This is a genomic window from Nonlabens dokdonensis (assembly GCF_002162835.1).
GTDB classification, from domain to species: Bacteria; Bacteroidota; Bacteroidia; order Flavobacteriales; family Flavobacteriaceae; genus Nonlabens; species Nonlabens dokdonensis_B.
Window position 1 is genome coordinate 1 of record NZ_MAAX01000028.1, and the last position, 13,613, is coordinate 13,613.

General features: G+C 34.5%; 11 protein-coding genes. 3 read left to right on the top strand and 8 right to left on the bottom strand.

The window, feature by feature from the left end; genetic code table 11:
- Window positions 1-980 (bottom strand): tRNA (adenosine(37)-N6)-threonylcarbamoyltransferase complex transferase subunit TsaD (gene tsaD / locus A9Q93_RS01615; protein WP_303685634.1); only part of this gene is annotated, 980 nt, incomplete at its 3' end.
- 92 nt (window positions 981-1,072) lie between these two features.
- On the opposite strand from tsaD, the gene A9Q93_RS01620 reads away from it, so the two are divergent.
- Entirely contained in the window at window positions 1,073-5,479 is a 4,407-nt protein-coding gene (locus A9Q93_RS01620; protein WP_303685635.1) for a translocation/assembly module TamB, read from the top strand.
- A gap of 34 nt (window positions 5,480-5,513) precedes the next feature.
- On the opposite strand, the gene A9Q93_RS01625 is transcribed toward A9Q93_RS01620, so the two are convergent.
- The 3 genes from A9Q93_RS01625 to A9Q93_RS01635 are packed head-to-tail and all read right to left on the bottom strand — an operon-like array spanning window position 5,514 to window position 7,286.
- Window positions 5,514-5,813 (bottom strand): DUF721 domain-containing protein, encoded by a 300-nt coding sequence (locus A9Q93_RS01625; protein ID WP_303685636.1) that lies wholly within the window; start codon window positions 5,811-5,813, stop codon window positions 5,514-5,516.
- Entirely contained in the window at window positions 5,800-6,210 is a 411-nt protein-coding gene (locus A9Q93_RS01630; RefSeq protein ID WP_303685637.1) for a lipocalin family protein, read from the bottom strand. The genes A9Q93_RS01625 and A9Q93_RS01630 overlap by 14 nt, the downstream gene beginning before the upstream one ends.
- Window positions 6,207-7,286, bottom strand: a complete 1,080-nt coding sequence (locus A9Q93_RS01635; protein WP_303685638.1) for a DNA replication/repair protein RecF — start codon at window positions 7,284-7,286, stop codon at window positions 6,207-6,209. Before A9Q93_RS01635 ends, A9Q93_RS01630 begins: the two co-directional genes overlap by 4 nt.
- Before the next feature lie 185 nt (window positions 7,287-7,471).
- Here A9Q93_RS01635 and A9Q93_RS01640 point away from each other — a divergent pair, with 185 nt between their 5' ends.
- Both A9Q93_RS01640 and ribH read left to right on the top strand, forming a co-directional pair.
- Window positions 7,472-8,263: a tol-pal system YbgF family protein gene (locus A9Q93_RS01640; RefSeq protein WP_303685639.1), complete on the top strand. Its 792-nt coding sequence runs from the start codon at window positions 7,472-7,474 to the stop codon at window positions 8,261-8,263.
- Between the two features lie 6 nt (window positions 8,264-8,269).
- Window positions 8,270-8,791: a 6,7-dimethyl-8-ribityllumazine synthase gene (gene ribH / locus A9Q93_RS01645; protein ID WP_303685640.1), complete on the top strand. Its 522-nt coding sequence runs from the start codon at window positions 8,270-8,272 to the stop codon at window positions 8,789-8,791.
- A gap of 142 nt (window positions 8,792-8,933) precedes the next feature.
- On the opposite strand, the gene A9Q93_RS01650 is transcribed toward ribH, so the two are convergent.
- From A9Q93_RS01650 to pheT, 4 genes are all read right to left on the bottom strand, one after another.
- A complete protein-coding gene (locus tag A9Q93_RS01650) occupies window positions 8,934-9,122 on the bottom strand; it encodes a hypothetical protein (protein WP_303685641.1) in 189 nt (62 codons plus the stop codon).
- Window positions 9,115-9,309 (bottom strand): hypothetical protein, encoded by a 195-nt coding sequence (locus tag A9Q93_RS01655; protein WP_303685642.1) that lies wholly within the window; start codon window positions 9,307-9,309, stop codon window positions 9,115-9,117. Before A9Q93_RS01655 ends, A9Q93_RS01650 begins: the two co-directional genes overlap by 8 nt.
- A gap of 399 nt (window positions 9,310-9,708) precedes the next feature.
- Window positions 9,709-10,428, bottom strand: a complete 720-nt coding sequence (locus A9Q93_RS01660; RefSeq protein WP_303685643.1) for a hypothetical protein — start codon at window positions 10,426-10,428, stop codon at window positions 9,709-9,711.
- 637 nt (window positions 10,429-11,065) lie between these two features.
- Entirely contained in the window at window positions 11,066-13,489 is a 2,424-nt protein-coding gene (gene pheT, locus A9Q93_RS01665; RefSeq protein ID WP_303685644.1) for a phenylalanine--tRNA ligase subunit beta, read from the bottom strand.
- Window positions 13,490-13,613: the final 124 nt, after the last annotated feature.

Genomic DNA, 13,613 nt, shown 5'->3' on the forward strand with positions numbered 1-13,613 from the left:
GCAGAATAACCTTTTTTATATTTATGGTAAGCTGATATACCTATCATCGCAGCATTATCTGTCGTATATTCAAATGGTGGAATAAAGACGTTCCAACCTTTTTCTTTATACGAATTAAGCTGGGAACGTATTCCTGAATTTGCACTCACGCCGCCTCCTATGGCTACTGTTTTTATACCAGTTTGTTGCACTGCTTTTTCAATTTTTTGAAAAAGAATCTTTATCAATGTGTGTTGTATACTAGCACAAATATCATTTAAGTTATTAGTGATAAAGTCCGGTTGCTTTTTTACCTCTCGCTGTACAAAATATAATACAGCCGTTTTAAAACCGCTAAAACTATAATTTAAATCAGGAGCTTTAGGAATAGGAAACGGAAACTTTAAAGGGTCGCCGCTTGTAGCTAATTTATCTATTTGTGGTCCGGCTGGATATCCTAGACCTAATAGTTTCCCAGATTTATCAAAGGCTTCACCTATAGCATCATCTTGAGTAGTTCCTATAACTTCCATATCATGATAATCTGCCACCTTTACTATTTGTGTATGTCCACCACTTATTGTAATTGCTAAAAAAGGGAAACTAGGCTTTTCTTGACCATCGTTATCTATAAAATGCGCGAGAATATGACCGTGCATATGATGTACATCTATCAAAGGAATGTTTAAGGCTAAGGCTAGCGATTTTGCAAAACTAGTTCCTACTAAAAGGCTGCCCATCAATCCTGGTCCTCGAGTAAACGATATCGCATTTAATTGCTCTTTTTTAATGCCTGCCTGCTTTAATGCTTGAGTTATAACTGGAACGATGTGAGATTGATGTGCTCTAGAAGCTAACTCTGGAACCACTCCGCCATATTTTTCATGAATCTCCTGACCAGCAACAACATTAGATAATACCTTATCGTTTTTTAATACAGCACATGCTGTATCATCACATGAAGATTCTATTGCAAGAATGTAAGAAATTTGTGTGTCCATTAAGCTATAAAGGCATAAAAATTGGTAATCTTTGCAAAGGTAAACGATATGTGATTAAGAGGTTCATAAAAATATTACTCAGGGCGCTGCTCGTGCTGCTATTATTATTTATAATTCTAGTAGTCACCTTCTCATTTCCTAAAGTGCAAACTGCTACGGCACAGTATCTAACTACGCAACTTAATGAAGATTACGGCACTGATATTCAAATCACTGCGGTAGACATTAGTTTTTCTGGAGATGTCATTTTAAAGAAATCGCTAGCTCTAGATGAACGTAAGGATACTCTTATTTATTTTGACGAGCTACGCACATCGATTTTAGGTTTTGGAGATTTATTTGCCGGTAAACCAGATCTAGGTACGACTTCAATAGACGGTTTATATCTTAATATGAAACGTTATAAAGGTGAGCCTAATGATAATCTAAATAATTTTATAATTAAGTTTGGGAGTGGTTCTAGCAGTTCTTCTGAGCCTTTTGTGTTGAATACCGGAGATTTAAATATCACAAATTCTAGAATCAGTATCATCGATGAGAATTTGAGATATCCAGAGACCTTTGTTGCCCAAAAATTCAATCTTGAATCTAATGGTTTAAGAATTGAAGGCTCAAATATTTATGCCGTAATTGAACATGCCGATTTTGATATGTATACAGGTGTTATGAATCCTGATGTAAATGGGAATAAAATTCTAAAGATCAAAAATTTATCTGCAGATTTCTCTTATACACCTTCTCAAATTACTGCAAATGAATTAACCATTAACACTGCAGGATCAATATTAAAAGGAGACTTAAAGCTTAACTATGATCGGAAAGACTTTGCAGATTTTATAAAAAAAGTGGAGTGGGATTTTAATATTACAGATGCAAATCTTTCCACTAATGAACTCAGAAAATTCTACAACGAAATTGTAGAAAACGACAAGGTCCTTATCACTGGTCATATGAAAGGACCTCTTAATGATTTCAAAGTAGAAAATCTAGTTGCCACTACGCTCAATGATATCACCATTGATGGAGAAATGCATTTTCAAAATTTAATTGAAAATGAAGACGATTTCTTTATAGAAGGTGATTTTAAAAGCTTAGAAGTCAGTAATACTGATTTAAAAAAGTTTTTACCCAACATTTTAGGCAATACATTACCTAATGAACTTAATCAACTAGGAACAGTGAAGGCCAGTGGTTATGCAAGTGTAAATGCAAATACAGTAGTAACCAGATTATCGGGAAATTCACGTAAAGGGAATTTTAATACTGATCTAGTTCTTAATGACATTCAAAGTGGGAACATTTATTATAAAGGGAATATCAAATTGCAAAAGGTAGACATAGGTTCACTCTTAGGGGTTAAAGAATTAGGTGGAGTAAGCTTAAACCTAGATGTGGACGGTAGAGGATTTGATCCTGATAAGGCAAATGCAACATTAAAAGGTAAAATCGCGCAACTCACTTATAATGATTATACCTATCGCAATATTAGTGTAAATGGGATTTTTAAGAAACCTATTTTTAACGGTATTGTCTCTGTAAACGATCCTAATTTAAAAATGGCTTTTGATGGACTTGCAGATCTTACAGAAGCTATCAACACTTATGACTTTACTGCTAATATTGAATATGCAGATCTAAATAAAATAAATCTGTTTACAAGAGATTCCATTGCTATACTCAAAGGAGATATAGTCATGAATATGAAAGGTACCTCTCTTGATAATGCTGTAGGTAGTATTAATATAAAAGATGCGAGCTACAAAAATCAAAACGATGATTATGTTTTTGATGATTTTAGCATAGTATCAAGTTTTAAAAATGAAGAACATTATATCTCCATTAATAGCACAGATATAATTGAAGGAGAGCTTTCTGGAGTTTTTATTATTTCTGAAATCCCAGAACTTTTTAAAAACAGTATCGGTAACGTTTATACTAACTATCAATCAAAAAGCATTACAAAAGATCAATACCTAGATTATGAATTTAAAATCTATGATAAGATTGTAGACCTTGTTTTTCCTGATATCGCTCTAGGCGAAAACACGATTTTAAAAGGTCAAGTCGCAAGTAATGAGGCTCAGTTTAGAATGACATTTAGATCACCAGACATCAAGATTTACGATATAGAACTAGATAAAGTTAATGTACAAGTTAATAACCAAAATCCACTTTTTAATACGTTTATCAAGGTAGACAATGTAAAAAATGGCACCTATGATATCAATAATTTCCAACTTATCAATGTGACTAATAATGACACGTTGCTTTTTAGAACTAAATTTAATAGTTCTTCTAGAGATACTGATAAATTCAACCTAAGTTTTTATCACACCGTAAATAATGAGAATCAATCAGTTGTAGGAATCAAAAAAAGTGACATAATTTTTCAAGGTAAAAAATGGTTTCTAAATAAGAAAGATGACAACGTAAAGTTGAAATTTGACCATGATTTTAAAAGCTTTCAGCTCGATAGCTTAGTAGCTAGACATGAAGAAGAATTTATAACACTAGGAGGCTCAATATCTGGAAAGGAGTCTAAAAACCTTAATTTAAATTTTGAGAATGTAAGAGTGTCTAGCCTTACATCACCTATAGATAGTTTAAAACTTAAAGGACATATAGACGGTTATTTATCTCTAGACCAGACCGATGGTAAATATGCGCCATCCAGTGAGTTTACAGTAAAAGGTTTTGAAGTAAATGAGACTCCACTAGGAGATTTTGATTTATCTGTTATCGGTAATGAAGATCTCAGTCTATATGATGTAAATGCACAGCTCAAAGATGATGAGTTGAAATCTTTTTCGGCAAATGGAACAATAAATACTCAAGGTGAAAAAAGTCAGATAGATGTAGAGGCTGTTTTTAAAGATTTTAATCTCATAGCATTAAGTCCTTTAGGTGGCGAAGTTCTTGATAAAATAAGAGGTTTAACATCAGGCAAAGCTTCCATAACAGGATCCTTAATTGCTCCAGAAATAAATGGTTCTTTAAAATTGAAAAAAGCTGGTCTAAGAATACCCTATTTAAATACCGATTTCAATATTGAAAACAATTCTGAGATAGGTATAACCTCAACTTCTTTTGATTTTAATAATATTTCTTTAACTGATACAAAATATAATACCCAAGGGATCCTTTCTGGTGCTATCAATCATAAAAACTTTGGTTTTTGGGATATGGACTTGAAAATAGAGTCGGATAGATTATTGGCTCTTGATACCGAGCTCACGCCAGATGCCTTGTATTATGGAACCGCTTTTATAGATGGACAAGCTACCATTACTGGACCGATAGATGAGCTGTTCATTAACGTAATCGCTATTACAGGTGAAGACACCATTTTCAAAGTCCCTATCAACGATGGAGAATCTCTTGGTGACACTACAGCTATTTACTTCTTAAGTCCTGAAGAAAAAAAGGCGCGCATTTCTGGTGAAAAAATTGTAACCAAAGAAGTAAAAGGACTTGAATTAAGATTTGAATTAGAGGTAACTCCAGTTGCAGAAGTAGAAATTACTGTTGATCCTACAAACGGAAGTTATTTACACGGTAGCGGCGTAGGTAACTTACTTCTTGAAATAAATACCAACGGTAAATTTATCATGAACGGTGATTTTATTGTTACAGAAGGATATTATAATTTTAAATATGCCGGTATTGTAAACAAGAACTTTATCATTGAACCAGGTGGGACAATGGACTGGAATGGAGATCCTACTAATGCAAACATTGATGTAGAAGCTGTTTATAGAACTAGTGCAAATCCCTCTATATTACTTGATAACCCTAACTTAAACGCTCAAGTGCCAGTAGAAGTACTTACTAAATTACAAGGTGATCTTAGTTTCTTTGATCCAGAATTTCAAATTAGATTCCCCAATACGAACTCTGTTGTGAGCTCTGAATTACAATACAGACTAGAAGACAAATCTCAAAGACAGCTACAAGCACTTTCCTTAGTCGCAACAGGATCCTTTTACAACCCCAATAGCATCGGTCAAAATGCCGTGACCGGTAATGTTGTAGAAAGTGTTACTGGAATCGTTAACGATCTGGTAAGCCGTGAAGACAGCAAGTTTAATTTTGGAGTGAGTTATGAAGCGTCAGAGCGCAATCCTAACTCTGACTTACAACGTTCAGATCGTTTTGGAATTACTTTAAGCACTCAAATAACAGATCGTGTTTTGATCAATGGCAAGCTAGGTGTTCCAGTAGGATCTACAAGCGCAAGTGAGCGAGCAGTGATAGGTAATGTAGAAATTGAATTTTTAATTAATGAAGATGGTACCTTAAGATTAAAATTGTTCAATAGAGAAAACACCTTACAGCAATTAGGCCAGCAAGAAGACTATACACAAGGCCTAGGACTACAATACCGTATCAATTTTAATAGCTTGAAAGAACTCTACGAGCGTATATTTAAAAAGGAAATGGTAAAAGAAAGAGATTTTAAAGCGAGTGAAGAAGTAGATAGCAAGCCTACTCCTAACTGATTCTTGACTATTAACAATAGTAAATTTAATAGTACTACCTCAATACCAATTTCTCAATCATCTCTCTACCTAAATGATCGTTTAGGTTCTTAATGATTTTTGCACGACCGTACATTAATTCTTGTCTCAGTACAGATGAAGAAAGACTTATAAAAAGTGTCCCAGTAGTAAATTTAACTTGTGTTGTATAATTACTGACACCTGCGCCCATCACCTCTTTCCAGGCTGTTTCTACATCCACTTTCTGGAAACCTTTCTGCAGCTTATCTTGAGCTTTAAAATCACTCAACACATCACTCATGCGCACAAAATCTTCTTTCTTATTGTTCCTCATTAGGTATATATGATTTGTAAGTATAACGCGTTCCATTTTCATGCAAAAGTACTAGCGTTTCTTTAGTAGCTTTTTCAACTGTTTGTTTGTAGGATCCTTCTCCTTCTTGAAAGGTAAGCCATATATCGCCATCTTTCTCTTTCCACTCAAAGTAAATAGGATTTCCATAACTTATAAAACCACCATCATAAGTAGGGCTTACTCTGTTCTTTACTCCTTTATAACCTTCTATTTCAAAATGATCCATATGGTTAGAAAAAGGAAATTCTCTTTCATTTCCATCAGGCATTAAAACCTGCTCAATATTCCAATAACCTTCTACGGCCTTTATTTTATCTTCATTACTGGTACAAGAGATAACAACTGACACGAGAATTAAATAGATGATTTTTTTCATAACTTGAATATCTTATAAGATTGCTCCGTTTGTTTGATCACTTCTTCTGTTCGTTCTGGATGGGTATCGCTTATGAACAACTGACCGAATTGCTCATCATTCACCATATTAATGATTTGCGCCACACGAGATGCGTCTAACTTATCAAAAATATCATCTAAAAGCAAAATAGGTACCGTACCACTTTCCTGCTTTATAAATTCAAATTGAGCCAATTTTAAAGCTGTCAAAAAACTTTTTTGCTGGCCTTGACTTCCATACTTTTTTACAGGATGATCATTAAGTAGAAAGAGTAAATCATCTTTATGCGTGCCTACACTAGTATATTGCAACTGTAAATCCTTTTGTTGGGCATTTTTTATTACCTGTGCTGGATCTTCATTGTTAAAATCGGCTTTGTAGAAAATATCTACCAGTTCTTCCGTTCGAGAAATTTTCTGATAGTATTTTCTGAATATAGGAGTAAAAGATTCTAAGAACGACTTCCTAACATTGTGAATAAAACCACCTAAATCTGCCAGCTGTTCATCATAAACAGCAAGACCATCACTATCAAACGTACGATTAATTGAAAAGTATTTTAACAGTGCATTGCGTTGTTGTAACAACTTGTTATAAGTAATTAACTTGTTTAAATAAGTAGCATTACTTAACGATATCACTCCATCAAGAAATTTACGTCTCGTGTCACTTCCTTCAGTTATCAAGTCACGATCTGCTGGAGATATGATTACTAGAGGAATTAAGCCTATATGGTCGCTTATTTTATCATAAACCTTACCATTGCGCTTTAATACACGCTTCACTCCTTTCTTTGCACTTACGACAATTTTTTCTTCCTGATTGTTCTTTATAAAATTACCATTCACCACAAAAAAGTCTTCATCGTGCTTGATATTTTGTACCGTAATCGGATTAAAATAGCTTTTTGCAAAAGCAAGGTGATAAATAGCGTCTAAAACGTTCGTTTTTCCGACTCCATTGTTGCCCACAAAGCAATTTATCTTCTCATCAAACTCAAATTCGGCACTTGAGAAGCTTTTATAATTGATAAGACTAATGGAATTAAGCTGCATAGAAGATTTTATAAACTACTGTTTTACTGATGTTTGTAAGGATCTCGCTTTCGCGAAAGCGGAATAACCACCAGCTTTATTATACCTGTACAAATTTAACCTAACAAAAGGCAGAGAATAAAGCTTTAACCTGTTTTTATATATAGATAAAAATTATATTTTTGCGCGTTCAATTAAAGATAATTATGGCAACTTATAACAAACGAGGATACAAACCGAAAACGAAACCAGAAAAGGAAGAGAAGGAAGAACTTTTTGATGATTCTGAATCTACAACCGCAGAGGTTTTTAGTTCTCTTGATGAAGGTGCAAACAAAACAGAGCAGTGGCTAGAAAAAAACCAAAAAGCTATAATTATAGTGGTAGGTGTTATAGTCGTGGCAGCTTTAGGTGCATGGTTGTATAATCAATTTGTTATGGAGCCTAAGCAAATGGAAGCTGTAGCTGAGTCTAATGAGGCAAACAAATACTACGATCTTGCTTTAAATTCTACAGGTAAGGAGAAAGATTCTTTATATACTCTAGCATTAGAAGGAGCAAATGGTAAGTATGGATTGATACAAATAGCCGAAGAATATGCTGGTACTGATGCTGGTAACCTAGCAAACTATCAAGCTGGTATGGCTTACTTAAATATAGGTGGTGACCAACTTCAAAAAGCGATTGAATACCTAGAGAAGTTTGACGGTGGAGATTCTGTTTTAAATGCTATCGCACAAGCTGGTATAGGTGACGCTCTTGTACAAGCAGGACAACCAGGTGATGCTATCGCTCATTATATGGACGCTGCAAATTCAAATGAAAATGAATTCTCTACTCCTAAGTATCTTTTAAAAGCAGCACAAGTTGCTCTTACTACTGGAGATACCTCTACAGCTATTACAGCATTAGAAAGAATAGAAGAGAACTATCCTGACGCTGCAGAATATAAAACTGCTCAAGTTCTTTTAGGACAGGCAAGAGCAGCATCTAACTAATTTAATATGGCTACCGCAGGTAAAGATTTATCGCATTACGATAAAAACAGTCTTCCAGACGCAAGCGATATGCGCATAGGAATTGTAGTATCTGAATGGAATGAAGATATCACAGAAAACCTGTTTAAGGGAGCCCATGATACTTTACTAGACTGTGGTGTGGATGCAGAGAGAATATTCCGTATCGATGTACCAGGCTCTTTTGAACTCATATACGGTTGTAAGAACATGCAGTACTCTAGCTACCCTGTTAAGGATAGCAAGTTGCGTAAAGGTCTAGACGCTATTATTGCCATAGGAAGTGTGATACGAGGAGAAACAGCGCACTTTGACTTTGTATGTCAAGGAGTGACAAATGGTATTAAAGATCTCAATCTTAATAAATCTAGGGTACCTGTCATTTTTTGTGTATTAACTGATGATACTCATGCACAGTCAGTCGCTCGTAGTGGTGGTATTCATGGAAACAAAGGTAGTGAAGCCGCTGTAGCAGCTTTAAAAATGGCAGCCATAAAACAAGGGTTTTAATACTAAAATATCAAGAAAAGAGAATCGGCTATCAAATTCATTTTTGACAGCCGATTTTTCTTTTATGATGTTAATTTAAATTCCCAGTTGATCATTTTCTCTGGTCGAGGAATAATTGCATTTTACTCAGTAAGCTTAATAATCACTTCTTCCTCAATCCTATAAGTTGATAGACTCCTAGCACTACAAGACCTACTGCAAGGATCCATTGATAGGTTTCTACCTCTTCTTCTTGATAGAAGCGATCGTATAACTTCCAGGCTCCTATTCCTATAAATGCAATAGATAACACAAGGGTATAATTGCGTTTACTGGAATTATTTTCAGGCATCGTTTTGCGTAAATAAAGAATAAACTATAAATAGACCGTATGCTACTAAACCAAAACCTAAAACAATATACATGGTTTCCATAGGTGTACCTATTACAAAGTGATCATATAATCTATAACCACCAAAACCAATGAAAACTGCTGCCATTATACCACCTAGTATAGGATTTCTTTTTCTTACTGCCATAATTAATTTTTGAAAATCAAAGATAATTGAAATATTGCAGCTGGCTTAAACATTTTAAAAACAACATGCACTACACTGTTTAATCAATACTTTTACCTAAAAAAAACGAGAAAGAAAATGACAGCAACTATAATGACAGAACTATAAACGGTATTCTTCCACAATCTAGGAATAGTTTCACTTCTATAAATTCCATATATCCCAACTGGCGGAATTATAAATAGCAGCGAACCTACCATAATAACATCGTTATACCATTTTTTACTTTCTTTCATTATCGATAGTCTTACCTTAAAGTTACTCCATTTATATCAACTTATTGCAATGCGGTTTAAAATAAAAAATGCCCCACTAAAAGCATGGAGCATTTTAAATAATACGATAATTTAGGGGAATCAATTACGCATTAAAATATTTTGAATTCCAGATGGCCGTGTTGAAATTCTTACCAGCTGCAAATGAGTAATATAATACCATACTAGCTATAGATTTAAACGTAAAAAAGAAAATCAACAAGAATTCCACACCTGTAGGATTCTTTGCAAATAGTCCATTAGGTATTAAATAAGCTGCAAGTAAACTAACGATTACCGTTGAGAATATTAAGTTTTCAAAACTCTTGAAACTCCACGCCCATATTTTTCTAAAAGGATTTAAATCATTACCCCATTTATGTATGAGGTAAAAATATCCATTTCCTATAGGAGCAAAAAGCAAGGGATCATCTGCATCTTCTAGTTTAAACATTTTAGATGGTGCTACAATTTTAAAACCTCGCATCGTTATATCGTGATCCTTTTCCATTTCTTTGATTTTCATCAAAGCCTCATAAGGGATTTCATTTTTGAAATATTTAGTATCAAGAAAACGCAATCTATAAGTAACACAAATATCTTTAATCTGGTCTACGTGATAAATAAGATCTGTTTCTAATAAATCTATATTAAAATGATTGCGTGGTGTAGGCTTCTGTGGACTCTTCATACGCAACATGATCTCATCTTCTCTGCGATCTTCTTCCTTTAAGATAGCAGTAACTTGATCTAGGATATCCGTTTCTTTAAAAGCTTTTGCTTTAGATTTCTTGAGCTTGTCTTCGATATTCGTACGATTCCACATAATAAATTCTTGATTTGAACTTGTTAAAAGTAAGTAGTTAAATTATTATTTTCAAGCTACTTATTGCATAGGTCGTAATAGAAGCATTATTATTTCATCGAGGTGCTGTTAATTTTTTCGCTTTCGCGAAAGCGTAACTGCAATACAAAAACTTCAATAAACAGAGTTGGGGAAATCTTTATGTTTTTCATATTCATTTTTAAAATGGTAATACCGTTCTAAAAAAAGCGCTGCACCATCTCTTAAAATAAACCTAGAGATTCTAGTAATCAACCAAAAAAAAACTAGGAACCAAAAAAAATAAATAGAAAGCACCATTACTCATAGGCTTTATGCAAAAAACCAACGTCACAATAAAAGCTAAGAATAAGCGGTACCTCAAAGGCATGAACTTCTGATCATTGCGCAAAACATAAAAGTTGTCCTTTGAAGTAGATAGATAAATCTGTGTTTGAGAAAGAAACCTTCCTTTAGGTATAAAGTACCCATCGTACAATGAAACATTGCCAGAATAAAAGCTGCTATTTACAAGAGACTCCATTATTTTTCTTGAGGAGTCATCCAGCTTGATAGTGATCTTCACCTTATAAGCTCCATCAAAAAAGCTTAAAATCTTAGATAAAAACATATCTATTATCTACCTCAACACCGCACCAGCTTGATTTTCTAGCTGCTTTTGTATTTTATTCATCGTTTTATCGATTTGCTTATCAGTTAACGTTTTATTGCTATCCTGAAGGGTAAAATTCAATGCATAGGATTTTTTACCATTAGGCAGCTTGCTACCTTCATACACATCAAATAATTGTACCGATTTTAAAATCTTCTTTTCTGAATTAAGTGCGATATCCCTTAATTCCTTAAAGCTTACAGACTGATCTACTAATAACGCAAAGTCTCTACTCACCTCTGGGAATTTAGGTATTTCTGTAACTGGGACGTGCTCTTTAGAAACTAACTTCAAAATCTCATCCCAATATATATTTGCAGAATGTACGGTCACCTCTACTCCAAAGTGCTTAGCAACTTTCTTTTTAACGACTCCTACATCAGCAATTTTTGTACCACTACTCAAGGCTATTCCTTCACTTAGAAAATCTAATTTGGTAGGCTTCTCATTTACTTTATCAATACCTAATCGTTTTAAAACTGCAATTACAGCTCCTTTTAAATAAAAGAAATCTGCCGGTTGTGATGGATTATTCCAGCTAGGCTCACTGACATTTCCTGCAGTAAGAATACTTAAATGTTTATTTTCAGTAAACTGTCGTTCTTGATATTGATGGTAACTATTACCAAATTCAAACAAGCGTAAATTTTCTTGCTTGCGATTTAAATTATGTGCGATAGCTTCTAGACCACCATAAATCAAACTCTGTCTCATTACCGCAAGATCACTACTTAAAGGATTAAGCATGCGCACTTCATTCTTAGTAGATATTTGATCTGTAAGCGTGTGGTTTTTTTCTGAAGTTAGGCTATTAGCCATCATTTCAATAAATCCTTGTCCTACGAGTTGCTGTGCTACAATATTTTGTAGTCTATTGTTTTCTAATTTTGAAGACTTAGCAATAGTTGCATTTAATTTTGAAGAACTTTCTATACGATCATAGCCATAGACTCTTAAAATTTCTTCTATGACATCTGCAGGTCTTGTTACATCGTTTCTATAAGCTGGTATGGTAAGCCCTAAACCTGATTCAGTAACATTATTTACATTTATATCTAGTGTTCTTAGAATACTTTTAATTTCTTCTTTAGGTATCTCCTGCCCTATTAAAGAATTTACTTTTGCAAATGGAAGAAATACTTGCTGATCTTCAATCTTTTGAGAATACACATCAGTAATATCACTAGAAATATCACCACCGGCAGTTTCCTGAATAAGCAACGCTGCTCGTTTTAACGCATACTCTGTAATATTTGGGTCGATACCACGCTCAAATCTAAAAGAGGCATCTGTATTAAATCCATGACGCTTTGCAGTTTTGCGCACACTTACAGGATTAAAATAAGCACTTTCTAGAAAAACAGACGTCGTTCCATCAGTCACACCACTATTCTCTCCACCGTATACACCAGCAATACACAACGGCTTTTCTGCATCACAAATCATCAAATCATCTTCATGTAATTCATGTTGCACACCATCTAGAGTAGTAAATGGAGTACCTTTTTCTAAGGTTTTTACAATGATTTTATTTCCAGAAACTTTAGATAAATCAAAAGCGTGTAACGGTTGCCCTAGCTCGTGCATCACGTAGTTAGTAACATCCACTACATTATTTTTAGGTGCAATTCCTATTGCTTTTAATCTATTTTTAATCCAATCTGGGGATTCTACAATTTTGACTCCAGTAAGTGTCACACCACAGTAGCGCGGTGCAAGTTCTGGTTTTTCAACTTCAATATCCACACGAGCAGATCGACTTTCTACATGAAAACTACTTACTGATGGTGTGATAAACTCAACAGGATCTTCATTTACAGCAAGACCCGCGCGTAAATCTCTTGCCACACCCATATGAGACATCGCATCAGCTCGATTAGGTGTCAATCCTATTTCTATGACATGATCTTCCTCAATTTCAACGACCTCTTTAAGCGGCACTCCTATTTCTAAGTTTGCATCGAGCACCATAATACCATCGTGTGAAGAACCTAGGCCAAGTTCATCTTCGGCACAAATCATTCCGTGACTTTCTTCACCGCGTATTTTTCCTTTTTTAATCTTCCAGGCTTCTCCTTTATCGTCATATAAAGTTGTCCCTATAGTTGCAACAGGCACCTTTTGACCAGCAGCAACGTTAGGCGCACCACAAACTATTTGTACCGTTTTATCACCTAGGTTAACTCTAGTGACTTTCAGTTTATCTGCATTAGAATGTTGCTCACAGGACTCTACATAGCCTACTACAATACCTTCTAATCCACCTTTGACACTTTCAAATTTTTCAACGCCTTCCACTTCAAGGCCTAAAGATGTTAGTAAAGCCGTGTGCTCATTTAACTCACCTGAAATATTTATAAATTGCTTGATCCAGTTGTAAGAAACTTTCATAAATCCCTGCTTTTTTGAGGACGGTAAAGATAGTTATATGTGCGCTTTCGCGAAAGCGGAACCAACACAAACCTCGTTTTAAGTTTACAGTAAATCTTAGAACACATTGCGCCCTGTCATTCCG

Coding starts and splice junctions, on each gene's coding strand:
- A9Q93_RS01625 (WP_303685636.1), bottom strand. CDS start 5,813: ATGAGGAACAATAAGAAAGAAGATTTTGTGCGCATGAGTGATGTGTTG.
- A9Q93_RS01630 (WP_303685637.1), bottom strand. CDS start 6,210: ATGAAAAAAATCATCTATTTAATTCTCGTGTCAGTTGTTATCTCTTGT.
- A9Q93_RS01635 (WP_303685638.1), bottom strand. CDS start 7,286: ATGCAGCTTAATTCCATTAGTCTTATCAATTATAAAAGCTTCTCAAGT.
- A9Q93_RS01640 (WP_303685639.1), top strand. CDS start 7,472: ATGGCAACTTATAACAAACGAGGATACAAACCGAAAACGAAACCAGAA.
- ribH (WP_303685640.1), top strand. CDS start 8,270: ATGGCTACCGCAGGTAAAGATTTATCGCATTACGATAAAAACAGTCTT.
- A9Q93_RS01650 (WP_303685641.1), bottom strand. CDS start 9,122: ATGCCTGAAAATAATTCCAGTAAACGCAATTATACCCTTGTGTTATCT.
- A9Q93_RS01655 (WP_303685642.1), bottom strand. CDS start 9,309: ATGGCAGTAAGAAAAAGAAATCCTATACTAGGTGGTATAATGGCAGCA.
- A9Q93_RS01660 (WP_303685643.1), bottom strand. CDS start 10,428: ATGTGGAATCGTACGAATATCGAAGACAAGCTCAAGAAATCTAAAGCA.
- pheT (WP_303685644.1), bottom strand. CDS start 13,489: ATGAAAGTTTCTTACAACTGGATCAAGCAATTTATAAATATTTCAGGT.